This window comes from Opitutus sp. GAS368 (assembly GCF_900104925.1).
Lineage (GTDB): Bacteria > Verrucomicrobiota > Verrucomicrobiia > Opitutales > Opitutaceae > Lacunisphaera.
This window is the reverse complement of the sequence record NZ_LT629735.1, coordinates 534,705-558,720: the sequence shown is the minus strand read 5'-3', so window position 1 is coordinate 558,720 and position 24,016 is coordinate 534,705. Positions and strand designations below refer to the sequence as shown.

Here is a 24,016-nt window from a genome sequence, read left to right as displayed (position 1 = left end):
GCAATGCGAAAGCGCTAGCCCCGTCCGTCGAGCAGATCGCCGATCCACCGTTTGTGCGGGCCGGAGAGGGTGACTTGGTCGAGCTGCTTCAGCGGCACCCACTCGAGCGCGGCGTCCCGGGCGATTCGTTTCAGGAGTGCGGCGGTCGGTTTCACCACGTAGATGGATTCGGTGATCGCGAAACGGGTGATCGTCCGGCGTTTCACGGCAAGAAGAGACTTCGCGCCGGGCTTAATTCCAAGGTCGGAGGTCTCGGGCAGTTCGTGCAGGCCGGCGAGGCGCTTCGCCTTGGCGTGACCAAGGCGGAGCAGGAGCCGGCCGTGGTGCTCGCACCAGACGCGGGCGACGGCCTTTTGTTCAATGACCTTTGGCTTCAGCCGTGGAAATTTATCCGGCGTGCCGGCGGCACGGGCGGCGCAGAATCCGGCCACGGGACAGACGAGGCACATCGGGTTGGCCCGCAGGCAAACCGTCGCACCGAGCTCCATCATGGCCTGGTTGTGCTCGCCCGGATTGCTGCCGATCACGAGCGCATCGGCCAGCGGGGTGAAATGTTTTACCGCCTCGGTGCCGTCGCGGAAGAGCCGGCCTTCGCCGACCAATCGCGCGAGGATGCGGACGACATTGCCGTCGACGACCGCAGCGGGTTCGCCGAAGGAGATGCTGGTGATGGCTGCGGCGGTGTAGGGGCCGATGCCGGGCAATTCGCGCCACTCGGCCGGCGTGCGCGGCTTGGCCGGGGCTGCGATGTAAGCCTGCGCCAGCTTGTGGAGATTGCGGGCGCGGGAATAGTAGCCGAGGCCTTCCCAGAGTTTCATGACCTTGGTCTCGGGCGCGGCGGCGAGCGCGACGAAGTCCGGCAATTCGCGCAGCCAGCGGTTGAAGTAGGGGAGCACGGTCGCCACCTGTGTCTGCTGCAGCATGAACTCTGACACGACAGTCTTGTAGAGCGACGGGGTGTCGCGCCACGGCAGCTTCCGGTGGTGGGCGCGATACCAGGCGTGCAGGGCGGTCTGGAAGCCGGCGCGGCGGGCGATTAGGTTTTCGGAATTGGCCACGAGATCGGCAGGTTTAGCCACAAAAAGGCGCGAAGAGACACAAAAATGAGCAGCAGGTTGGAAAACAACTAATGGGATTCATCAAGAGATGAATCCTACGCAGTGGGTGGTGACTGATCGTCACCACAATTGACTTGGGGTCGGCTAATCGCCGGCTTTTTTAGGGCGTGTTTGCAAAATACCTTAACCGCCCAATCTGGCGCTCAATCCGTCACTTTCGCCACCGGTCATCCTGAGCCGCGCGAAGGATCCAGCAGGATTCGCGCGTGCCTCTGGATCCTTCGCCCGGCTCAGGATGACAATCAGAGGATTTTGCAAACACGCCCTAGTCTGCGATCAGCAGACCCCGGTAATTACGGCGAAGGCGATAAGCCGAAGCGGTGACTTAAGGTTTCACCCTTGGTGGAACCCATTAGTGGTTTCAAAAGCCTTGGTTCAGAAGTCGGAAACACTTTTTTGTGTGTTTTTGCGCCTTTTTGTGGCCATCTACTCCCATGCCCAAACGGTTCGACGACGCCGACGAGAAGCCCAAGGCGATCACCTCCTACACCATCAAGCTCGACGACGCGCAGATGGAGAAACTGCGTTCGGCCGTCGCCGCCAAGAATTGGGAGGAGGCCGAGGTGCCGTATGCACGTTTCGCCTTCAAGGGCCCGAAAGTCAACGTGACCGCCTACACCAGCGGCAAGGTCGTCGTGGCCGGTAAGGACACCGAGGATTTCGTGCAGAACGTCATCGAGGCCGAGGTCACCGGCGCCCCCAAGCTGGGCTACGACGAGGTGCTTCATCCCGACTGGTATGAGCCCCACGCCGGCCTCGACGAAAGCGGCAAGGGCGACCTCTTCGGCCCGGTCGTCGCCGCGACGGTCATCGCCGACAAGGATGCGGTGCTGGCCTGGCAGGCGGCCGGCGTGCGCGACAGCAAGACCGTCGTCGACACCCAGATCCTCAAGCTCGACGAGCTCATCCGCACCACGCCGGGTGTCGTGGTCGAGACCCGCTACATGACGATGGCGGAATACAACCGCGTCATGGCCCGGCCCTACGCCAGCCTCAACCGGCTGCTCGCGCAGCACCACGCCGACGCGCTCGACGCCGCGCTGAAGCGCAAATGGGTGCCGCGCGGCCTGCTCGACCAGTTTTCCAAGGAACCGCTCGTCCAGCGCGAGCTCAAGAAGCTCGGCCTCGAGCGCTTCAACCTCGCGATGCGCACCAAGGCCGAGGAGGATCCGGTCGTCGCCGCGGCCTCGATCGTGGCGCGCGCCGAGTTTGTCCGCCTCATGCGCGACCTGTCCCGCGAGTTCGGCGACAAGCTCCAGAAGGGTGCCGGCGCGGAGGCCAAGGCCCAGGCGAGGGTGCTGATCGACCGGTTCGGCGCCAAGGCGCTCGGCCGCTTCGCCAAGCTGCACTTCCGCACCTGCTACGAGGTCGTCTCGGAGGCCGGCAAGCTCAACGAGCTGCCGCTGCCCGTGCCGAAGGAAAAGACCGAGTGGAAGCGGTGAGGTCGCGTGACCTTCAACACACCCCGCCCTGTCGGGCACCCCTCTTCATAGAGGGGATCTCCGGTAACCGGGCGTTTGGGTCCCCTCTATCAAGAGGGGTGGTGCGCAGCACCGGGGTGTGTCGGTGCTTTCACAACGCCTTCTGTTCCTCATTGACGAGCCTGGTGATGTAGTCCGTGAACTCCTCGTCCTCGCCTTCGAGATGGATCTTGAGGGCGTCGCGGAAATCCGGGCGCCGCACCCATTCGCGCATGTAGTCCTCCCACGATCGCCACATGCGGCGCGTCTGCTTGTCCATCTTCGGCTCGTAAACCAGCAGGTAGGCGCGCTCGAACAGCGAGACGAGGATGCCGAAGATGGCATGCCGGCGCTCCTTCTGCTCCTCGGTGAAGTCATGGGCGGTGCTGACCTGGCGGAGCAGGTGCAGGTCGGCGTTGTCGAGGACAAGCTTGAGAAACTCGCGGTATTCGTCCGAGAGGCGCTGGTAGATTTCCTCCTCCTCGTTCTGGCGTTCCTTGCGTTGCTCCAGCACGAAGGCGACGACGGCGGCGGGCAGAGCCACGACCGTGACAACGTAACTGAGCAGTTCCCAGGTCTGGAGGAGGTCCATGCCACCAATGAAACCAGCCGGGTGCAAAAGACCAGCCGCGGGCGGCGGGGTTTGGGCCCGGCGGCTGCGCTTGCCTGCCGGCGGTCCGCCCCTACAAACATCGCATGGCTAAACGCCGACAACTCCGCGGGTTCGACCTGAAGCAGATCTACGGCTTCGGCGGGCTGATCGGCGTGGACGAGGCCGGACGCGGGGCGCTCGCCGGACCGGTCGTGGCCGCTGCTGTGCTCGTGTCGCCGGAATTCCTCGAGGGCCGCTGGGCCGTCGGCAAGTCCGGTCGCGTCAACGATTCCAAGCAGCTGACCGCCGCCGAGCGCAGCGAGCTGTATGCGGAGTTCGAGGAACTGGTCGCGCAGGGCCAGATCCACGCCAACTTTGGCGCCGCCACGGTGGTCGAAATCGAGACGGTCAACATCCTTGGCGCCACCAAGCTCGCGATGCGCCGCGCCCTCGAGGGCATCTATCCGCCCGACGCCTTCGCGCGGAAGACCGAGCCGGACCTCTTCGCCAGCGAGGCGGAGAAGGCCGCGTTCCGGCCGACCGTGTCGTGCTCGATCCTGATCGACGGCCTGCCGCTGCGCAGCTTCCCGTATCCGCACCAAGGGATCGTCAGCGGCGACGCCCGTTCGCTGTGCATTGCGATGGCGTCGATCATCGCCAAGGTCACGCGCGACCGGCTGATGGACGAGCTCGACAAGCTGCACCCCGGCTACGGCTTCGCGCAGCACAAGGGCTACGGCACGGAGGAGCACCGCGAGGCCATCCTCCGGCTCGGCCGCAGCGCCGTGCACCGCGACAGCTTCCTGCGCAAGCTCTTCGCCCAGCCGCGCGACCTCGAGGGCCAGATGATCCTGTTTGACTGAACGAGGCAGGCCGCCTTGGTGGCCGCCAGTCTGGCTCGATGAAGGTGAAGATTCCCGGGGCAAGTTTACCCGCCTGCGGCGGTGCCGAAGGCGACCAGGGCCCCGGGGCATTGGCCCAATCCCACGCGGGCGAGGTCGCCCGCGCTCCAGCTCTTCACGTGCTGGAGCCACGGCGACCTCGCCGTGGTCTTTGCTTATTCAACTCGAAGCAAGCTTGCTTCGGTGTATCGGGCCCACAGGGGATGAACATGAGGGGAACATTACCGGCGGCCGGGAGCATCTTTTCATAAAATTGGGTTTAGTAACCCGGCAGAAGCAGTATCGTCACCTGGTTCGCTCCTCCGCACGGCATCACGCTGAGTGATGCTTTTACCGAAACCTATCCCGCCGATCTCCCATGAAAAACCCTACCTCGCGACCCGTCCGTCTGTTCACCTTTGGTCTTCTCTCCTGCCTCGTTGCCGCGCTCGGCCGTGCCGAGGGCTCCTATCATCTGTTGAACGAAATCCCGGTCGGCGGCGACGGCGGCTGGGACTACCTCTCGGTGGATTCCGCCAGCCACCGGCTTTATGTGTCCCACGCAACCAAGGTCGTCGTGATCGACACGGCCACGGACAAGGTTGTCGGCGAGGTGGCCGATACGCCGGGCATCCACGGTATGGTCGTCGCTCCCGAACTAGGGCGCGGCTTTACCAGCAACGGCCGCGAGAACAAGGCCAGCATCGTGGACCTGAAGACCCTGCAGACGCTGAGCAAGGTCGACACCGGGCAGAACCCCGACGCCATCCTCTATGAGCCCGGTCGGAGCGAAGTGTATACCTTCGACGGGCGCGGCAAGACGGCCACCGTGTTCGAGGCGGCCACCGGCAAGGTCGTCGCCACGATCCCGGTCGGCGGCAAGCCCGAGTTCGCGCAGGCCGACCCCGCCGCGGCCCGGGTCTATTGCAACATCGAGGATCTGAACGAGGTCATCGCCATCGACACCAAGACGCACACGATCGTGAACCACTGGCCCATCGCCCCCGGGGAGGAAGCCAGCGGCATGGCCATCGACCTGGACCACCATCGGCTCGTCATCGGTTGCAGCAACGCCAAGATGGTCATCATGGACAGCGCCACCGGCAAGGTGGTCGCGAGCCTCGACGCCGGCAAGGGGATCGACGCCACGTCGTTTGATCCCGGCACGCAGCTGGCGTTCGCCTCCGCCGGCGACGGCACGGTCACCATCGCCCACGAGGACACCTCGGACAAGTTCACCCCGGTGCAGAAACTGGCCACCGAGCGCGGCGCGCGCACCATGACGCTGGATACTGTGACGCACAAAATTTACCTCGCCTCGGCCCAATACGAGGCACCGGCCCCGGCACCCGCCGGGGGCGGCCGCCCGCCGCGGCCGAAGATGATCGCCGGGAGCTTCAAGATCCTGGTCTACGGCCTGGACAAATAGCCCGGGGCCTCGAGGGCCAGATGATCCTGTTCGATTGGGCGGCCCTGTTGTAGGGCGGGATCACCGCATCCCGCCTTCGTTTGAGAACGATATCACGTTCGAGGCGGGATACGGTGATCCCGCCCTACAGAATGAATTGCAGCGGGAGAAATCCTCTGGTCAATTGGGGGCGGACCCATGGCCGGCAAGAAACCCAGTTCGCTCGACAAGGTGCTCGACCGGCTCGACCGGCTCGACGACGCCGGCTTGCGGACGCTCGTGCAGCGGCTCGCCCGCGAGCGCGCGCTGCTCGAGACCGTCTTCAACACCCTGCAGGAGGGCGTGCTCGTCATCACCGCCGACGGGGAGATCGACTACGCCAATGTAGCCGCGCGCGGGCTCATCGGTTTCAAGGACGAAACCGGCGCCGGCACGACGCTGTGGCGGCTGGTCCCCGGCCTGCGCGCCTCGCTCGAGGGCGCCACGGCCGGCGGGCCGAAGGCCGGGCAGCCCGTCGTCACCCGCGAGTTCGAGCTGACTTACCCGGCCCCGCGCGTCGTGCGGCTTTACATGGTGCCGTTCAGCGAGGGCGAAGGCGGGGTGCCGCGCTTCGCCATCATCCTTACGGATATCACCAGCGCGAAGAAATCCACCGAGGAACTGATCGAGAACGAGAAGGTCTCGTCCATCCTGCTGCTCGCCGCCGGCGTGGCCCACGAGCTGGGCAACCCGCTCAACTCCCTCACCATCCACCTCCAGCTCATTGAGCGGAAGCTGAAAAAGCTCAAGGGCTCGAAGGAGGCCGACTCGCTGGGCGACTCGATCCGGATCTGCCAGGACGAGGTGACGCGGCTCGACGGCATCATCCGGAACTTTCTCGAGGCGATCCGCCCGCGTCCGCCCGACCTGGCCGAGGTCAACGTCGTCGAGGTCATCGAGGACGTGCTGCGCTTCCAAGGCAAGGAACTGGCCGATCGCGGCCTCGCGGTGGAGGCCGAGCTGCCCGCCAGCACCCCCGTTATCATGGCGGACCGCAACCAGCTCAAGCAGGTGTTTTTCAACCTCGTGAAGAACGCCATGGAGGCGATGCCGGCCGGCGGCAAGCTGGGGCTGCGCGTCGGGGCGGACGACGACTCGGTATTCGTCCGCCTGGCCGACACCGGTGCGGGCATCAAGACCGAGGACCTCGCCAAGCTTTTCTCGCCCTATCACACGACCAAGACCGGCGGCCACGGGCTCGGACTGATGATCGTGCAGCGCATCATGCGCGACCACGGCGGGCACGTCGGCATCGAGAGCAAGGAGGGCGTCGGCACGGTCGTGACGCTCCAGTTCCCGCAGAAGCACCGCCGCGTGCGGATGTTGCCGGGGACGTGAGGATGGAAGGTGGAACCCGACCTCCGGGCGGGTTTGGCGAGCGGGCAAAAACGGGTAGTGGGTCAGTTTGATGTAGGTTGGGCTTTATGCCCGACATTCCGCGCGATCTGTCGGGGATAAACTCCGACCTACAACAGCGGAGAAACCAAACTGATCCACTACCCAAAAACGCGTCCGGAGGCCGCGTTCCACCTCAATGCCCCGCCATCATCTCCCGGTAGAGCTGCTCGACCTTGGCGCGGGCCCAGGGCGTGCGCCGCAGGAATTTCAGCGACGACGTGATGCTCGGGTCGAACATGAAGCAGCGGATCTCGATCCGGGCCGCGAGCCCGTTCCAGCCGTGGTGCGCGACAAGCGCCTCGAGGATTTTCTCCAGCGTAACGCCGTGCAGGGGATCCTTGGAAACGTGGCCGGTCATGGGGTGGTTTTTCGGAACTGTAGGAGCGGGTTTATCCCGCGATCATCTGGGCATAAAGCCCCTCCTACAGTTAGGCGGTCAGCAATTCATGTATTTCCAGTTCCGCTGCTTGCCCTCGGCGGTCCACTCGATGGTGGTGAGCAGGCGCGCCTCGCGGGTCTCGGGGCGTTTGGCCTCGGTGATCCACTCGGTGTATTCGCGGCGGGCGCTGGGGCTGAAGTCCGCCCAGGCGGCCGCGGCCTTCTTGCTGCGTTTGAGCGCGGCGGCGAGGTCGGCCGGCACGGGCAGGGCGGGCTTGGCCTTCGGTTTCGGGCGGACGGACAGGCCGGCGTCATGAAGTTTCCGGGCTGTGCGGATGTAGCCGAGCAGCACTTTGTCGGAGGGGAGGTCGGCCCGGCTCGTGATACGGCCCAGCAGGCCGAGGCCGTCCTTGGCATGGCCGTCGGCAGCGATGATCTTCTTCATGGCCGGACCCCAGAAGCCGAAGGCCAGGTGCGCCTTGAACGCAGCCATATAGCACAGGATTTTGCCGCGATACATGAAGAAGGGGCTGCTCCACTTCAGGGCCTCCTCGGCTTCAGGGCAGGCTTGATGGACGAGTTTGCGCAAGTGTTGCAGGACCGGCCGGGCAAAGGGCTCGGCCTCCGCGATGTAGCGGTCGACGCGGGGATCCTTCTTGGCGGGCATGACCGGACGCTGACGGCCAGCCTTTGGAACGGCAAGATGGTTTAACCACGGATTGCACGGATTCACACGGATGGATTCCCCAAACCTGTCATGCTGAACGCAGCGAAGAATCCAGCGCGATGTGCACGGGTAGCCACGCCTCTGGATCCTTGTATGTCTTGGGCGATGAAAGTTGAAAAGGGTTTGGCCCGAGCCGGGCTCCGAGAATGGGCCCGATGGCTCGTCGGAGGAGGCCGGCTTGGGCTGGGTTGCCAAGTCAGTCCGGGTGGATTGACTGGAGGCCGCCCACCAGGGCGTTCGCCGTGCAGGCCGCACGGTGGACGGCAAGACCGACAGATCGCTGGATCCTTGGGCCCTCGAGCCCGTAGTGAAGCCGGGTCGCGGTCTTGTGCCTGGTCAAACCTCGAACCGCTGAAAGAGTCATGAACTCGTATTACAAGGTAGAGTCGACCGAACCTGTGCGGTACGTCAGCTTGGATATCTCCAAGGCGCGCCTGGACTACACCATTGCCGGCCAGAAGTGCCGGCAGGTCCCGAACACGGCAGCGGGCATTGCCACGCTGATCACCCTCGTCCAGCCGCTGCCGGGAGTGCGCGTGGTATGCGAAGCGACGGGCGGGTATGAACGCCGGTTGCTGGAGCAGCTGCACCAAGCGAGCGTACCGGTCTGCCGCTTGCAGCCCGGGCGGGTGCGTAACTTCGCCCGGGCGGAGGGCACGCTGGCCAAAACCGACAAGATTGATGTGGGGCTGATCTATCGCTACGCTTGCGCCATGCATCCCCGCGTGGAGAAGCCGCCGCTGCCCGAGGTAACCGCGTTGCGCGAGCTGCTGGATTATCGCCGGCAGCTGGTAGATCAAGGCACGCAAACGGCCAACCGGCTGGAAACAGCAGGCCCGACCTTGCAGGCCTTGCTGCAGGCGCAACGCGAGCAACAAGCCGCCGCCCTGGCCAAGGCCGACGAGTTGGTGGCGCAGCAGGTGCGGGCGCATCCCGCCCTGCGGGCCAAGGCAGAGCGGATGCAGCAGTTGCAAGGGGTCGGTCCGGTGCTGGCGACGACGCTGTTGGCGTACCTGCCGGAACTGGGCGAAGAGGACGACAAGCGCATCGCCGCCTTGGTCGGAGTGGCCCCGCATGCCCACGACAGCGGCGAAACCTCCCGGCCGCGCCATGCCCGCGGTGGCCGCGTGGAGGTCCGCAACGTCCTGTACATGGCCGCAGTCAGTGCCTCCCAGCACAACCCGGTCCTGTCGCTGTTCTATCAGCGACTCCAGGCCGCCGGCAAACCCGCCAACGTCTGCCTGCTCGCCGTCATGCGCAAAATGATTGTCGTGCTCAACCGCATGCTCAAAGACCCACACTTTACCCTTGTCGGCTGACACCGCTGCTTCACTCCGTTCAGGATGACTTGAGACCCGCATCCGTGTTATCCGTGAAATCCGTGGTGGATGCGGAGGAATTGAAGCTTGTTATTTCTGCGCCTCTTGCGCCTTTTTGCGGCCAACTCTCATGCACGAGATCAAGTCCACCACCGGCCTGACCAAGCCCGAGGCCTACCGCGCCCTCCACGCCCAGCTCGCCGCCGTTCTCGCCGGCGAGCGCGATGGTCTCGCCAACACGGCGAACATGGCGGCGCTGCTCTTCCAGGCGCTGCCCGGGCTCAACTGGGCCGGGTTTTACTTTATGCGCGATGGCGGACTCGTGCTCGGGCCGTTCCAAGGCAAGGTTGCCTGCATCCGGATCGCGCTCGGCAAGGGTGTCTGCGGCACGGCCGCGCGGAAACGCGAGACCATCGTGGTGCCCGATGTGGAGAAATTCCCCGGACACATCGCCTGCGACCACGCCTCGCGCTCGGAGATCGTGTTGCCGCTCCTCCACAACGGCCGCCTGCTCGGCGTGCTGGATCTCGACAGCCCGAGCCTCGCCCGCTTCGACGCCGAGGACGCCGCCGGCCTGCAAGCCGCGGTGAAACTGCTCCTCGACGGCTCCGACCTCAGCCGTCTCGCGGACTGAGCGTCCGGGTCATCCTGACACGACTCAGGCTACAGTAGCTACAGTAAGGGTCCTGTAAGGCAGTTCGGGAGATGAGTGACCGAAAATGTTGGGCCGGTCGCGCCGGTTTGTCCCAGTGTTCGCAGTGAGCCGCGTTCGTCGGGAGCGTCGGCAGGTGGCGACGAGTGCGCCAAAGCCGGCTTTTATGCGGTGCCGGCGCCGACAAACTTCAGCGCTTCGCGCGCCAAGGACAACCAATCTTCGTCTGCGGCGGGTTTGACCACCACCCACTCCTTCATCACGCGACCGCGGGCGGGCTCGAAACGGGTCCCGGTGCCGGCGGCGACAAGCGCATCGACCCGCTCCCTTGGAAGCTTCACCACGAATCCGCTTTGGGAGGAGATCATCGCGAAAATTCTCCCGCCCACACACAGGGCCGACGAGCCGAAGCCTTTCTTCGAGGCGCCGACCGTCACCTGCGGACTCCGCTTCAGCGCGGCAACGATCCGGGCAAACCTCTCTTCCGGGCTCATGCTGGTGGCTGTGGAATCTGGTTCGGCTTCTTCAATTTGGCAGACGCTTTTCATCTTCGAAAAATGCTTTGAGGTCATCTGGCGTCCTGAGGGTGGGATCTACACTAAGCCGCTGCATCAAATAAAACACATCGTCCCATGATCTCGGATCCTTCTTCCGATCCTCCAGCATGAACTCCTTCGTCGCCCTGAAATAGCCGGTGAACTCGTAGCCCCACGTGTCGTCGACAAGCTCTTTGTCGAGTCGGCCTGTTCGCACCAAAAACCCGATGGTGTCGAAGAAATTCATCACATTCGAATACTGCTCGGACAATCTTCCCTCGGAGTATGCCTGCGCACACACTCGACGCTCCTGCTTCAATTCATAGTCGAACTCTTTGCGCAGCGAATTCCACAACTGGAGCTCCGATTCGCGACTCTGCCGAAAAAATCCAATGCCAGTGAAAACAAGGCTTGCCAGCGACACAATGAGGGCGGTGAGAGGAAGCCACATCATCCAGGCTGGCGACTTTACTTCCGTAGGCTTCATTTTCTATGGCTAACGATACAGATGTGCCTTGTGTGGGCGAGCGGAGAGTGCGCCCTTCCTGATTGCTGGCGGTGTCGAGCGGAGGAGGCCCATGCAAATCACGACCTATTCCTTGATGATTCGCTCATATTCATCATGCGAGCCGATCCAGAACCAGACCATCGTTTCGCCGTCGCGCACGCCGAGGGCGCGAACGCTCCGGGTGACACGAACCGACCAGAGGCAGCCGACCGGCTTGAAATGCAGCGAAGGGTGGGTGGGATCACGCAGCCAGAGCCGGTATTGTTTCAATGCCTGCGCCTGAACTGGCGGAGGCAGCGCACGGTAGCGCGACCAGAACCTACCGGTGGCGTGGCTTTTCATCCGGCGGGAACGGTTTGGTTCCTCCGGCGCGGTAGTCGGCAATCGCCTCCCCGGCCAGATGGTCCAAGCGGCCCGCTTTGGCATCTGCTTTCATCTGCTGATCCCATTCATCGTCGAAACGGCGCTGCAGCCGGGCATGGAGCTTGAGGAACTCCTCGCGCGGCAGGCGCTTGATAGCGGCTTCGATTTCCTGAACGGTGCTCACGAGGGAAGATTTAGTCGCCTGTTTTTTTGCCGCAAGTGGGGAATGCTCATTGTAGGAGGGGCTTTACGCCCCGAGGCATCGCGGGATAAACCCGCTCCTACAGCTCAGTCGGTCCACGGAGTAAGGTGGAAGTAAAGCTGTGCCACCTCGTCTCATTTCCCGTTGACCGGGGCGGCGGGCGGGGGCTTCATACGCACATGGTGCCCAGTCTCCTGATCGTCGACGACGAGAAGCACACCCGCGAGGGGCTCCAGCAGGCGTTGCAGGAGCACTACGACGTGTCGGTCGCTGCCAGCGCCGACGAGGCCTTCAACCTGATGGATGCGCAGGAGTTCGAGGTGATCATCACCGACCTCCGCATGCCGGGCAAAAGCGGCCTCAAGATCATCGACAAGGCCCTGGCGCTGCCGAACAAGCCCGCTGTCATCATGATGACCGCCTACGGCAGCATCGACTCGGCCGTCGAGGCCATGAAACGCGGCGCCGTGGATTTCCTGACCAAGCCGGTGCAGATCGAGCGCCTCGAGATCCTCATCCAGCGCGCGCTCAAGACCAAGACCCTCGAGGTCGAGGTGAAGCAATTGCACGAGCGGCTCGACGAGAAGTTCAACGTCGAGGGCATCGTCGGCCATTCGCCGAAGCTGGCGGAGGTCATCGAGCGCGTGAAGCTCGTGGCGCCGTCGAAGGCCACCATCCTCATCGAGGGTGAGACCGGCACGGGCAAGGAGCTGATCGCGCAGGCCATCCACCAGGCCAGCCCGAGGGCGCGGGCGCCGTTCGTGCCGGTGCATTGCGCCGCGCTGCCGGCGACGCTGCTGGAGAGCGAGCTGTTCGGCCACGAGCGCGGGTCGTTCACCGGCGCGACGGAGAAGCGCGAGGGACGCTTCGAGGCGGCGGACGGAGGCACGGTGTTTCTCGATGAGATCGGCGAGATCGGCCCGGAGATCCAGGTGAAGCTGCTGCGCTTCATCGAGACCAAGAGCTTCGAGCGCATCGGCAGCAGCAAGACGATCACGGTGGACGTGCGCCTCGTGGCCGCCACCAACCGCAACCTCGAGCAGATGGTAAAGGAGGGGAAGTTCCGCGAGGACCTGTTCTTCCGGCTGAACGTCGTGCGCATCACCACGCCGCCGTTGCGCGAGCGGACCGACGACATCCCGGTGCTGCTGGAGCATTTCATCAAGGTCTACTCGAAGGAGAACGGCTATGAGCCGGTGACGATCGAGCCCGGCGCGATGCGTTACCTGCAAGCCTATCCGTGGCCCGGCAACATCCGCGAGCTGCGCAATTTTGCCGAGAACGCCGTCGTGCTCCGCCGCGGGGGCAAGATCAGCGAGTTCGACCTCGAGCCGAAGTTCCGCGGCGAGGTGGCGCCGCCGCCCCAGATGGTCACGGCGACGCCCGCCAACCCGTATTCCGTCGAGGACAACGAAAAGCGCCTGCTGAAGGAGGCCTTGATGAAGGCGCGCGGCAACCGCACCAAGGCCGCGCAGCTGCTCGGCATCAGCCGGCGCACGCTGCACCGCAAGATCGCGGAGTGGCCCGAGCTCGACGTGGTGGACCGGGGGTAAATGGCCGGGCCATGTGGGAGGGGTTTTATACCCCGACCGATCCATGAAAAGCGCGCGAGTCGGGGCATGAAGCCCCTCCCACACCACTGTCGCGACGCGCGCCGATTGCCGCCATAAAACAGGCGGTCATTCATGGCGCAATGCAGTCGGGGCGCCCGCAGAATCACGCCCAGCATGAAACGCATCGCACGCGCCTTGATTTTGTCCGCACTGGCTGTCGTCGCCACCGCCGCGGAAATCCGGGTCGTCGGATCAGATCTGCTTGGCGACGATTTTGTCCGCGCCGTGGACGGCTTCGCCCGGCAGGACGACACCGCCGTGAAGCTCGACCTGCGCGGCACGCGGCCGGGCAGCGAGGACCTGGCGGCCGGCCGCGCCGACGTGGGGATATTTCTGCTGCCCGCCTCCGAGCCGCCGCCGGTCGGGGCCGTCGTGAGCCGGGTCATGGGTTATCAGGTCGTCGTGGTGGTCGTGCCCGCGACCTCGCCGCTGAGCCAGGTCACGACCGGGCAGCTGCGTGGTATTTTTGGCGAAGCGGCCGCTGGCTTCACTCGCTGGGGCGATCTCAACCTGCCGGGCGAGTGGGCGGCACGGCCCATCGCGCTGAAGGCGGTGGCGCCGGCAGACGACCTGGCCTGGCCGCTCTTCCAGCGCGTCATCCTGCAGGACGCCGTGGCGAAGGCCGGCGTAGAATTTTCGGCCGACGGCGCGATGCTGGCCCAACGGTTGCGGACGGCGGAAAACAGCATCGGCGTGGCCGGTGCGGGGGTGGCCGGGAGCCCGGGCTTGCGCGTGCTGGCGCTGGCAGCCGGTCCGGCCGAGCCGGCCTACGGCCCCACCGCCGAGAATGTCCACCGCGGCAGCTATCCCTTGCGCCTGGTGCTTTATGTGGCCTTCCGGCGGACGGCCGCGCCGGACCTGCAGCGTTTCCTGAAGTTCCTGCTGGCCGACGAAACCGCGGCGACGCTGGCGCCGGCCGGCTTCCTGCCGCTGCCCGTGGGTGTGCGCAACCAGCTGGTGTTTGAGTTGGAAGAGCTGAAGTAGGGTCAGTTTAACCACGAAGACGCGAAGGACACGAAGCAAGACAGGGATTTTACAGGAGAGAACCGAGGGAACAGAGATGAGGAATGGGCCCGGGATCAGGTCTCAGTTTCCTCCGTTACCTCCTGTGAAATTAGTTGGCAGGGCGGGGTGGGGGCCTTTCACTGCCCGGCTACCTACCTGCCATGGCCGCGATCACCAAGAGCTACGAACCGCACGACGTTGAGAAGAAGTGGTATGCTGCGTGGCTGGCCGCGGGCGCGTTTGCCGGCAAGGCGCAGCCGGGCAAGCAGCCCTACACCATCATGATCCCGCCGCCCAACGTCACGGGCGTGCTGACGATGGGCCACGTGCTGAACAACACGCTGCAGGACATTTTGATCCGCCGCGCCCGGCTGGAGGGCCGCGAGGCGCTCTGGCTGCCCGGCACCGACCATGCCGGCATCGCCACGCAATCCGTGGTGGAGCGCGAGCTGCGCAAGGAGAAGAAGACCCGCCACCACCTCGGGCGGGAGAAATTCCTGGAAAAGGTCTGGTCCTGGCGCGAGGAGAAGGGCGGCATCATCCTGCAGCAGCTGCAGGCCCTCGGCGCGTCGGCAGACTGGAGCCGCACGCAGTTCACGATGGACCCGGCCTACTCGTCGGCCGTGCTCAAGGTGTTCGTCGATCTTTACGGCAAGGGCCACATCTACCGCGGCAAGCGCATGGTCAACTGGTGCCCGGCGAGCCTCACGGCGCTCTCCGACGAGGAAGTGATCATGAAGCCCGTGAAGGGCACGATCTACTCGGTGCGCTACGAGCGGACCGACGCGCCCGGCCAGTTCATCGAGGTCAAGACGACGCGCCCCGAGACGATCCCCGGCGACGTCGCCATAGCGGTGCATCCGGCCGACCCGCGCTACAGGGCGTGGATCGGCAAGAAGGTGCGCCGGCCGATCGGGCCCAAGGCGGATATCCCGATCATCGCCGACGAGGCGGTGGACAAGGAGTTTGGTTCTGGCGCGCTCAAGATCACCCCGGCGCACGACAAGGTGGATTTCGAGGTCGGCCAGCGACACCAGCTCGCACCGATCGACGTGCTCACGCCCGACGCCAAGCTCAACGAGCTCGCCGGCCCGGAGTTGGCGGGGCTGGACCGTTTTGCCGGCCGCAAGAAGGCCGCCGAACTACTGAAGGAGCGCGGCAACCTAGTGAAGGAGGAGCCCTACGAGAACAACGTCGGCTACTCCGAGCGCGCCGACGTGCCGATCGAGCCGCGCCTGACCTGGCAGTGGTGGCTCAAGTATCCCCGCGTCGAAGAGGCCAAGACGGCGGTGCGCGACGGCCACATCAAGTTCTACCCGGAGCGCTGGTCGAAGGTTTACCTGCACTGGCTCGAGAACATCCAGGACTGGTGCATCAGCCGCCAGCTCTGGTGGGGCCACCGCATCCCCGTGTGGTATGCCAAGGGCCTCGACAAGGAGACGCTCACGGAGGCGGACATTCGCGATCCGAAAAAGGTGCACGTGTCGCTCGCGGGCCCGACCGACCCGGCCAACTGGGTGCAGGAGGACGACGTGCTCGATACCTGGGCGTCGTCGTGGCTCTGGCCGTTCGCCACGCTCGGCTGGCCGGACCAGGCCGCGATGGCGAAGGCCGGCTACGATTATTTCTACCCGACCACGACGCTCGTGACGGGCCCGGACATCATCTTCTTCTGGGTGGCACGCATGATCATGGCCGGCCTGGAGTTCACCCATCCCGGCGCGCCGCTGGAGAAGCGGATTCCGTTCAAGAACGTCTACTTCACCGGCATCATCCGCGACCAGCAGGGTCGCAAGATGTCGAAGTCCCTCGGCAACTCGCCCGACCCGCTCGACCTCATCGCCAAATACGGCGCCGACGGCCTGCGCTTCGGCATCGTGTCGATCGCACCGCAGGGGCAGGACATCCGCTTCCAGGAGGACCGCATCGAGGGCGGCAAGAACTTCTGCAACAAGCTCTGGAACGCCTGCCGCTTCCGGCAGATGAGCGGCGACATGGCCGACAACTCCGCGGTCAGCGCCATCCTCGCCCGCATCGAGCCGCCGAAGTTTGACGCCGACGACCATGCCATCCTCGACCGCCTGTGCAGCACGACCCGCGAGGTGGACCGCTGCTTCACGGAATTCGAGTTCAGCGCGGCGGTGCAGGCGCTCTACGGGTTTTTCTGGAATGATTTCTGCGACTGGTATGTGGAGGTCTCGAAATCGAAGCTGCAAGACCCGGCCACCAAGGCGAACTGCCTGGCCATCCAGGACCTCGTGTTGCGCCAGACACTGCTGCTGCTGCATCCGTTCACGCCGTTCATCACCGAGGAACTGTGGCATCTGCTCGGCTATGGCGCCGAGGGCAAGTTCCTCATGCGCGACACGCACCTCGACAACCCGTCGCAGCTCGCCGGCCGCGGGCTGAAGCTCGACACGGCGGCGGCGGCACAGGTGGCGCAGCTCAAGGCGGTCGTCTCGCAGGTCCGCGCCTTCAAGGCCGAACACGGCGAGGCCGCCAGCAAGACCTCTGAGTTCGTGGTCGAGGCGAACGACGCCCACTGGGCCGTGCTCGACGCCAACCTCGCCAAGCTGAAGCGCATGATGGGCGCCGGTTCGGTCGTGCGCGGGGCGATGTCGCCCAACGCCCCGGCCATCGTGACGGCGTTCGGCTCGTGGAATCTCATCAAGCAGATCAAGGGTGACCCCGCCGAGGAGAAGGCGCGGCTCAAGAAGGAGATCGAGACGATCACCAAGCACATCGCCGGCACGCAGGCGCGGCTCACGAACGAGGCGTTCGTCAGCAAGGCGCCGCCCGCGGTGCTCGAGGGCGCGCGCAAGCAGCTCGCCGACCAGCAGGCCAAGCAAGCCGAGCTGGAGCGTCTGTTGGCGGCATTGGGTTGATTTAGATGGAACCCGGCCTCCGGACGGGTTTTCAGGGTATGCGCCCAAACCAACCCGTCCGGAGGCCGGGTTCCACCTTGCCGAAGTTCCCGCGACGTAGGACGGGAATGGCGCGGGCAGCTCAAGTCGCGGCAACGCGTTTAAGCGTATTGCGTCCGCAGCGCGGTCGGCTAGTCGTCGGAGATGAAGCGCATCCCCCTGTTGCTCCTGTTGGCCGCCTCGGTCGCATTCGCGGCGGATTATCCCGCGCCCACCGAGGGCGATTTCATCCTGAAGGACTTCCAGTTTCGCTCCGGCGAGTCGCTGCCGGAACTGCGGATCCACTACCGCACGCTCGGGACGCCGCGGCGCGACGCCGCCGGGCGCGTGACCAACGCCGTGCTCATCACCCACGGCACCACGGGCAGCGGGGCGCAGTTCATCCGGCCGGAGTTCGCCGGCGAGCTCTTCGGTGTCGGTCAGCCGCTGGACGCGACGAAATATTTCCTCGTGCTGCCCGACGGCATTGGCCACGGCAAATCCAGCAAGCCCAGCGACGGCCTGCACGCGAAGTTCCCGCACTACCGTTATCTCGACATGGTCGAGGCCCAATACCGGCTGCTGACCGACGGCCTCGGGGTAGACCACGCCCGGCTGATCATGGGCACCTCGATGGGCGGCATGCACACCTGGCTGTGGGGAGAGCTGCACCCGGATTTCATGGACGCGCTGATGCCGCTGGCCTCGCTGCCGACCCAGATCGCCGGCCGCAACCGCGCCTGGCGGCGGCTGGCCATCGACGCCATCCGCCATGATCCCGAATGGCAGGGCGGGGACTACAAGACTCAGCCGCAGTCGCTGCGCACGGACGTGGAGATGCTTTACCTGATGAGCAGCAACCCGGTGTTGCGCCAGGCCGAGACGCCGACACTGGCGCAGACCGACGCCGCGCTCGACGCCTTTGTCGCGAGCTACTTCAAGACCATCGATGCGAACGACTGCCTTTATGCGCTCGAGGCCTCGGCCGACTACGATCCCAACCCGGCCCTGGAGAAGATCACGGCGCCGCTGCTCGCCATCAATTCCGCCGACGACCTGATCAACCCGCCCGAACTCGGCATCCTGGAGCGCGAGATCAGGCGCGTGGCGCACGGCCGGGCGATCGTGATTCCGCTCAGCGACAAGACCCGCGGCCACGGCAGCCACACGATCGCGGCGCTGTGGAAGGACGAACTGGTCAAACTGCTGGCGGCCAGCGGAAAATGAAAGATGCCTCGGCGCTTGCCTGAGGGGATTTATTCGCTCTATCTAGCTGGCTCCCACATGAAAAAAGCCCTGATTACCGGCATCACCGGCCAGGACGGTTCCTATCTCGCCGAGCTGCTTCTCGCCAAGGGTTACGAGGTGCATGGCGTCATCCGCCGCGCCTCGACCTTCAACACGAGCCGCATCGACCACCTTTACCGCGACCCGCACGTCAACGGCGTGAAGCTTTTCCTGCACTATGGCGACCTCGCCGACTCCGTGCAGATGGTGAAGCTCCTCTACGAGCTCCAGCCCGACGAAATCTACAACCTCGGCGCCCAGTCGCACGTGCGCGTGTCGTTCGACATCCCTGAATACACCGGCGACGTGGTCGGGCTCGGCTCCGTCCGCATCCTCGAGGCCATCCGGGAGGCCGGCCTCGTCAAGAAGTGCCGGTTCTACCAAGCGTCGTCGTCCGAGATGTTCGGCAAGGTGCAGCAGGTGCCGCAGACCGAGACCACGCCCTTCTGGCCGCGCTCACCCTATGGCTGCGCCAAGATGTATGCGCACTGGCTGACGGTGAACTACCGCGAGAGCTACAACCTCCACGCGTCGAGCGGCATCCTTTTCAACCACGAGAGCCCGCGCCGCGGCGAGACCTTCGTCACCCGCAAGATCACCCGCGCCGCCACGCGCATCAAGCTGGGCCTGCAGGAGTCGCTCTACATGGGCAACCTCGACGCGCAGCGCGACTGGGGCTACGCCAAGGAATACGTCGAGATGATGTGGGTCATGCTCCAACAGGACAAACCCGACGACTACGTGGTCGCCACCAACGAGACGCACAGCGTCAAGGAATTCATCCAGGAGACCTTCGGCCTGCTCAACCTCGACTGGCAGAAATACGTGAAATACGACGCCCGTTACGAGCGCCCCGCCGAGGTCGAGCTGCTCATCGGCAACCCGGCCAAGGCCAAAAGGCAGCTCGGCTGGGAGCCCAAGGTCAAGTTCAAGGAGCTCGTCAAGATCATGACCGAGGCGGACCTCGCCCTCGCCAAGCGCGAGGCGCAGATCGCCTCGCTCGGCGAGCCCTCCAAGGCGCCGTTTGCCTGAACCAACCCTGATTTTTCCCACGAAACACACCAAAGGACACGAATTGAGGAATTCGCTTTCGTGCCTTTTGGTGTGTTTCGTGGGCACCCTCTGAAATGAAACTCTTCATCGCAGGACACAACGGCATGGTCGGCGGCGCCCTCGTGCGCCGCTTCCAGGCCGAACCGGGCGTGACGCTGCTGCTGCGCACGCGGAAGGAGCTCGACCTCACCAGCCAGGCGGCGGTCGCGGCGTTCTACGCCAGGGAGAAACCCGACACGGTCATCATGGCCGCGGCCAAGGTCGGCGGCATCCTCGCCAACAACACCTACCCGGCGGACTTCCTTTACGACAACCTGGCCATCGCCAACAACACGATCCACGGCGCCTACGCGGCCGGGGTGAAGCGCTTCCTCTTCCTCGGCAGCTCCTGCATCTATCCCAAGCTCGCGCCGCAGCCGATGCCCGAGAGCAGCCTGCTCACCGGTCCGCTCGAGCCGACCAACGAGGCCTACGCCATTGCCAAGATCGCGGGCCTGAAACTCTGCGAGTATTACCGCAAGCAGCACGGCGTGCTCTACCACTCGGCGATGCCGACCAACCTCTACGGCCCGGGCGACAACTACCACCTGCGGAACTCGCACGTGATGCCGGCGCTCATCCGCAAGTTCCACGAGGCGAAGCAGGCCGGCCAGGCCGAGGTCACGGCGTGGGGCACGGGCTCCCCGAAGCGCGAGTTCCTCCACGTGGACGAGCTGGCCGACGCCTGCGCGTTCCTGCTCCCGCAGGCGAACCCGCCCGACCTCCTCAACATCGGCACCGGCACGGACGTGACGATCCGGGAACTTACGGAAATCGTGGCCGCCGTCGTGGGGTTCAAGGGCAAGATCGTGTGGGACGCCACCAAGCCCGACGGCACGCCGCGCAAACTGATGGATGTCTCACGGCTCACCGCGCTCGGCTGGAAGGCCCGCATCGGCGTCCGCGAAGGCGTGGCGAAGACCTACGCGAGCTTCCTCGCCGAGTCGGCGGCCGGCACACTGCGGACCTGATGCAACCGCATGACCCGCCCGACTGAAACCACCTGACCCATGGCGGACGAAACCATCGACGTCGAACCGGCCCCGGCCGCGCACAAGTCGTTCCTCGGTCATCTGGAGGATCTCCGTCAGGTGCTCATTCGCTCCCTGATTGCGGTGGGGGTGGCCCTGCTGCTTTGCCTGACCTTTGTGGACCGGCTGGTGGCCATCGTGGAATACCCGCTGCGCAACATCGACCTCTTCGAGAAGCCGCAGCCCACGGTCAGCTTCGAGATCGGCTCCACCCGTCTCGGGCCCTACACCGTCACGCGCGAGCAGTTTGCCGGCCTGCCGGCCGGTGCGGCGCCGCACGTGGTCTTCCAGGTGGGGACGGCGAAGGTCGGCCCGCAGCAGGTTGCCGCCCTGCGGCTGCTGCCGGATGCGCCCGGGGCCGACGTGAGCCCGCTGCACGTGCGCCTGCACAATTTCGGCCCGGCGGAGGGGTTCTTCATCGCGTTCCATGTGGCGCTCTACGGCGCGCTGATCCTGTCCGCCCCGTTCTGGATGTATTTCATCGGCAGCTTCATCATGCCGGCCCTGAAGCAGACGGAACGCCAGGCGATCTTTCCCTGGGTGGGCTGGAGCCTGTTCCTGTTCCTCGCCGGCGTGCTGTCGACCTATTTCGTGCTGCTGCCGGTGGCCTTGCGCGCGTCCGTGGCCTATTCCGACCTGCTCGGCTTCGAGGGGCTCGACTGGCGCGCCGAAGACTACATCAGCTTCGTGACGCATTTCATCTTCGGCATGGGGCTGGGCTTCCAGTTTCCCATCGTCGTGCTGTTCCTGGTGAAGCTCGGCTACCTCACCCACGCCCAGCTGGCGAAATACCGGCGCCATGTCTGCGTGGCGTCCTTCATTCTCGGCGCCGTGCTCACGACCCCCGAGGTCATCACCCAGGTGGCCATGGCGATCCCCCTGTATCTCCTCTACGAGATTTGTATCTGGATCGCCTGGTATTGGGAGCGGAAGCAGCGCGGGGCGCTGGCGGCTCCGGCCTGAGGCCGGCCGCCCCGCGGCAGGGGTCGGCATAAGCAGGGCTGCGAGGCAAACACGGTGAGGGGACCGCCGGGGCCGTGCGTCAAAGCTGGTTGTCGAACTGCAGGTCGTCCTTCTTCTTCGTGGCCTTGCCGAAGCTGTAAATGAAACCGGCGTAGAAAATCCGGGCGCTGCGCCGGCGGATGCTGTCGTCATGCAACGTGGGCGTATCGATCAGGGTATGCTCGCGCAGGGAGTCAAGCAGGTCGGAGGCGGTCAGGATCAGCGCGGTCTTCTTGTCCGCGAAGTTGTGCCGGAGGCCGAGATTGAGCACGTAGGTCGGGTAGCGGTAGCCCTGCGGCGTGAGCCGCTTGGCCGAGTAGTTGGAGTTGAGCTGCACGAGGGTGCTTTTGGTCACGCTCCAGTTGGCATTGAGCTTGGCCTCCCACGCGAAGGCGGATTGGCGGTCGCTGAAGCCGAGGTTGCTCGCGTCGATCTCGTTGCAGTAGAGATTGGCGCTGAAATTGAGCGACACGGTCTTGGCGACGGTGCCGGTCGCGGCCAGTTCCAGTCCGGTGGAAATGTTCGAGCCGAGATTCTCCCGGGTGGTCAGCAGCGTGGTGGCGTCGATATAGCGGGTGACCGAGGTCATGCTGTCATACCGGTAGCGATAGTAGGCGGCGGCGAGGAAGGTCGTCTCCTTCCGCTTGAACTGGTAGCCGGCCTCCACCGAGTGGATCTCTTCGGGCCGCAGGTGTGGGTTGCCCTCGTGGAGGTTGAACGGGTCCTGGTATTCCGGATAGGGATTCAGGTCGTCGCCCTCGGGCCGGTGGACCCGGTGGCTGTAGTTGAGCTGCAGCTGCTGCTCGTCCGTCAGGTTGTAATTCAGGTGCAGGGTGGGGTAGACGCGGGCGTAGACGGTCTGGTCGACCGTGTGCGTGGTGCGCTGGTCGGTATTGAGGGTCGCGTGTTCGAACCGCAGGCCGCCCAGGACGCCGAACGCGCCGAAGGACCGGCCGTAGGTGGCGTAGACGGCATGAACGCCCAGATCGTAGAGAAAGCGGTTGGAACGGGCGACATCGGGGATCCAGAGGCCCGTGACCGGATCCAGCAAACTGCTGGCGAAATCCTGGTCGAGCTTGTTCAGGCGCCAGGAGTAGCCGGTCTCAAGCTTCGAGGAGTCGTCGATCACGTAGACGCCCTCGACGAGGGCCTCGGTATTCTCCTCGATGTTGCTGACGAACTTCCGGTCCTGCGTGGCGGCGGTCGCGGGCGTGCGGTAGGCGTTGAGGTAACTGTTTTGCTCCGCCTCGGTGGTGCGGCCGTGCTGCACCTCGAAGTTCAGCTCGTGGTCCGTCTTGGGCCAGGTGTGTTGGAGGGTGGCGCCGAACTCCACGTCCTTCTCGAACTCGGGATCGGTGCGCACGCGGTCATAGTCGCTGGTGACGGCCCCGGCGCTGTTGCGGGAAATGTCCGTCTCGGTCGCATGGCGCAGGAGGTCGCGGTAGTTGTAGTTGAAGGTAGCGCCGAGCTTCGTGTCATCCGAGAGCTTGTAGTCGACCCCCGTCTGGGCGAGGCGCGTCAGGGGCCGGGAGTTTTCGACGGTGTGCAGGGACGTGGACACCAGGCTGTTGGTGGCGGTGTCAAGGTGGGTGCGCTCATCGGTGTTGGTGCGGGGGCGGTCGTCCTGTCGGAGCCCGAAGGTGCCGAACACATTAAAACGGCCGGGGTTGAAGTTGGCGGTGACGCTGCCGTTGGCCCGGCGCGCGGTGCCGACGCTCGCGCGGACGCTGACGGAGTAGCCGGGGTCCTGCTGGTGTTTCATCGTGAGGTTGATGATACCGGCCGTGCCATCGGGCTTGTATTTGGCCGAGGGGTTGGTGATGACCTCGATCTTCTCGATGCCGTCGGCCGGCAACTGCTCGAGGACCGCGGCGCGATTGCGGCCCATGAGGGTGGAGGACTTGCCGTTGATGAGGATAAGGACGTCGGGGGAGCCGCGCAGGCTGACGTTGCCCTCGATGTCCACCGATACGGAGGGAACGTTCTGCAGCAGGTCGCTGGCCGAGCCCGTCGTGCTCTGGATGTCCCTGCCGACATTGTAGGTCTTGCGGTCGATGGTATTAGAGAAGGTCTCCTTGATGGCAGTCACCTGCATGCGCTCCAGCTTGAGCGTCGCATCGCCACCGAGGGCCAGCCGTCCGAGGTCGGCGGACCGGTGCGCGGCGTCCACGGTGAAGGCCGGCGTCTCCTGGCTGGATTCACCCACGCGGCCGTAGGCGAGCCGGTAGTCGCCGAACGGGACGTTGTCGCAGGTGAAGCGGCCGTGTGCGTCGGTGGCGGCGGTAGCCACCGCCGGTCCGCCGGTGCCGGGCTTCACGGCCACGGCGGCGTATTCGACCGGCTGGCTGGTGGCCGGGTCAATGACCAGGCCGGTCACGGTGCCGGTGGCGGCCTCGGGCGCCGGGAACGCGTTGGTCAGGCTGAGGGAAAGGGCGCTCAGGAGGGCAAGGGTTTTGAACGGGCGGGTGGGACTCGGCATAAGAAACGGGAGGACGGCAGTGT

General features: G+C 64.9%; 22 protein-coding genes. 13 read left to right on the top strand and 9 right to left on the bottom strand.

The features are described 5' to 3' along the window. Positions 1–14: 14 nt before the first annotated feature. Positions 15–1,058, bottom strand: coding sequence for an A/G-specific adenine glycosylase (locus tag BLU29_RS02430; RefSeq protein WP_091054989.1), 1,044 nt, complete (start codon positions 1,056–1,058; stop codon positions 15–17). 494 nt (positions 1,059–1,552) lie between these two features. Between BLU29_RS02430 and rnhC the strand changes: the two genes are divergently transcribed. Then, positions 1,553–2,560 (top strand): ribonuclease HIII, encoded by a 1,008-nt coding sequence (gene rnhC, locus BLU29_RS02425; RefSeq protein WP_091054988.1) that lies wholly within the window; start codon positions 1,553–1,555, stop codon positions 2,558–2,560. A 130-nt stretch (positions 2,561–2,690) separates the two neighbouring features. Here the strand turns inward: rnhC and BLU29_RS02420 are convergent, their stop codons facing one another. After that, positions 2,691–3,170 (bottom strand): hypothetical protein, encoded by a 480-nt coding sequence (locus tag BLU29_RS02420; protein ID WP_091054987.1) that lies wholly within the window; start codon positions 3,168–3,170, stop codon positions 2,691–2,693. A gap of 104 nt (positions 3,171–3,274) precedes the next feature. Here BLU29_RS02420 and BLU29_RS02415 point away from each other — a divergent pair, with 104 nt between their 5' ends. The 3 genes from BLU29_RS02415 (at position 3,275) to BLU29_RS02405 (ending at position 6,836) form a co-directional block, all read left to right on the top strand. Beyond that, positions 3,275–4,033 carry a ribonuclease HII gene (locus BLU29_RS02415; protein ID WP_091054986.1) on the top strand — a complete coding sequence of 253 codons (759 nt, stop codon included), beginning with the start codon at positions 3,275–3,277 and terminating at the stop codon, positions 4,031–4,033. A 397-nt stretch (positions 4,034–4,430) separates the two neighbouring features. Further along, positions 4,431–5,480 carry a YncE family protein gene (locus BLU29_RS02410; protein WP_091054985.1) on the top strand — a complete coding sequence of 350 codons (1,050 nt, stop codon included), beginning with the start codon at positions 4,431–4,433 and terminating at the stop codon, positions 5,478–5,480. A gap of 177 nt (positions 5,481–5,657) precedes the next feature. Then, a complete protein-coding gene (locus BLU29_RS02405; protein ID WP_091054984.1) occupies positions 5,658–6,836 on the top strand; it encodes an ATP-binding protein in 1,179 nt (392 codons plus the stop codon). Positions 6,837–7,029: 193 nt separating this feature from the next. Here BLU29_RS02405 and BLU29_RS02400 read toward each other — a convergent pair whose 3' ends face one another. Beyond that, complete coding sequence (locus tag BLU29_RS02400; protein WP_091054983.1) at positions 7,030–7,254, bottom strand: VF530 family protein; 225 nt, start codon at positions 7,252–7,254, stop codon at positions 7,030–7,032. A gap of 78 nt (positions 7,255–7,332) precedes the next feature. Next, positions 7,333–7,941: a YdeI/OmpD-associated family protein gene (locus BLU29_RS02395; RefSeq protein ID WP_091054982.1), complete on the bottom strand. Its 609-nt coding sequence runs from the start codon at positions 7,939–7,941 to the stop codon at positions 7,333–7,335. A gap of 422 nt (positions 7,942–8,363) precedes the next feature. Between BLU29_RS02395 and BLU29_RS02390 the strand changes: the two genes are divergently transcribed. Both BLU29_RS02390 and BLU29_RS02385 read left to right on the top strand, forming a co-directional pair. Further along, positions 8,364–9,320, top strand: a complete 957-nt coding sequence (locus tag BLU29_RS02390) for an IS110 family transposase (protein WP_091054872.1) — start codon at positions 8,364–8,366, stop codon at positions 9,318–9,320. 130 nt (positions 9,321–9,450) lie between these two features. Further along, positions 9,451–9,954 (top strand): GAF domain-containing protein, encoded by a 504-nt coding sequence (locus tag BLU29_RS02385; RefSeq protein ID WP_091054981.1) that lies wholly within the window; start codon positions 9,451–9,453, stop codon positions 9,952–9,954. 182 nt (positions 9,955–10,136) lie between these two features. Here BLU29_RS02385 and BLU29_RS02380 read toward each other — a convergent pair whose 3' ends face one another. From BLU29_RS02380 to BLU29_RS02365, 4 genes are all read right to left on the bottom strand, one after another. Then, positions 10,137–10,520 (bottom strand): MmcQ/YjbR family DNA-binding protein, encoded by a 384-nt coding sequence (locus BLU29_RS02380; RefSeq protein ID WP_197677751.1) that lies wholly within the window; start codon positions 10,518–10,520, stop codon positions 10,137–10,139. Beyond that, entirely contained in the window at positions 10,498–10,995 is a 498-nt protein-coding gene (locus BLU29_RS02375) for a hypothetical protein (RefSeq protein WP_157693564.1), read from the bottom strand. Before BLU29_RS02375 ends, BLU29_RS02380 begins: the two co-directional genes overlap by 23 nt. 105 nt (positions 10,996–11,100) lie before the next feature. Then, the gene (locus tag BLU29_RS02370) at positions 11,101–11,358 is read right to left on the bottom strand and encodes a hypothetical protein (RefSeq protein WP_091054978.1); all 258 of its coding nucleotides are present in this window, start codon (positions 11,356–11,358) and stop codon (positions 11,101–11,103) included. Next, the gene (locus BLU29_RS02365; RefSeq protein WP_091054977.1) at positions 11,336–11,563 is read right to left on the bottom strand and encodes a hypothetical protein; all 228 of its coding nucleotides are present in this window, start codon (positions 11,561–11,563) and stop codon (positions 11,336–11,338) included. The genes BLU29_RS02370 and BLU29_RS02365 overlap by 23 nt, the downstream gene beginning before the upstream one ends. A 197-nt stretch (positions 11,564–11,760) precedes the next feature. Between BLU29_RS02365 and BLU29_RS02360 the strand changes: the two genes are divergently transcribed. The 7 genes from BLU29_RS02360 to tatC all read left to right on the top strand — a co-directional run bounded on the left by BLU29_RS02360 (position 11,761) and on the right by tatC (position 21,475). After that, positions 11,761–13,134 carry a sigma-54 dependent transcriptional regulator gene (locus tag BLU29_RS02360; protein ID WP_091054976.1) on the top strand — a complete coding sequence of 458 codons (1,374 nt, stop codon included), beginning with the start codon at positions 11,761–11,763 and terminating at the stop codon, positions 13,132–13,134. Between the two features lie 174 nt (positions 13,135–13,308). Further along, complete coding sequence (locus tag BLU29_RS02355) at positions 13,309–14,178, top strand: substrate-binding domain-containing protein (protein ID WP_091054975.1); 870 nt, start codon at positions 13,309–13,311, stop codon at positions 14,176–14,178. A 182-nt stretch (positions 14,179–14,360) separates the two neighbouring features. Continuing rightward, on the top strand, positions 14,361–17,084 hold the full coding sequence (locus BLU29_RS02350; RefSeq protein ID WP_091054974.1) for a valine--tRNA ligase: 2,724 nt from the start codon (positions 14,361–14,363) through the stop codon (positions 17,082–17,084). A 183-nt stretch (positions 17,085–17,267) separates the two neighbouring features. Then, positions 17,268–18,329: an alpha/beta fold hydrolase gene (locus BLU29_RS02345; RefSeq protein ID WP_091054973.1), complete on the top strand. Its 1,062-nt coding sequence runs from the start codon at positions 17,268–17,270 to the stop codon at positions 18,327–18,329. A gap of 57 nt (positions 18,330–18,386) precedes the next feature. Beyond that, positions 18,387–19,421 (top strand): GDP-mannose 4,6-dehydratase, encoded by a 1,035-nt coding sequence (gene gmd / locus BLU29_RS02340; RefSeq protein ID WP_091054972.1) that lies wholly within the window; start codon positions 18,387–18,389, stop codon positions 19,419–19,421. 95 nt (positions 19,422–19,516) lie between these two features. Next, the gene (locus BLU29_RS02335) at positions 19,517–20,452 is read left to right on the top strand and encodes a GDP-L-fucose synthase (protein WP_091054971.1); all 936 of its coding nucleotides are present in this window, start codon (positions 19,517–19,519) and stop codon (positions 20,450–20,452) included. Positions 20,453–20,491: 39 nt separating this feature from the next. Beyond that, positions 20,492–21,475, top strand: coding sequence for a twin-arginine translocase subunit TatC (tatC, locus tag BLU29_RS02330; protein ID WP_091054970.1), 984 nt, complete (start codon positions 20,492–20,494; stop codon positions 21,473–21,475). Between the two features lie 79 nt (positions 21,476–21,554). On the opposite strand, the gene BLU29_RS02325 is transcribed toward tatC, so the two are convergent. After that, positions 21,555–23,993 (bottom strand): TonB-dependent receptor, encoded by a 2,439-nt coding sequence (locus tag BLU29_RS02325; protein WP_091054969.1) that lies wholly within the window; start codon positions 23,991–23,993, stop codon positions 21,555–21,557. Positions 23,994–24,016 lie beyond the last annotated feature (23 nt).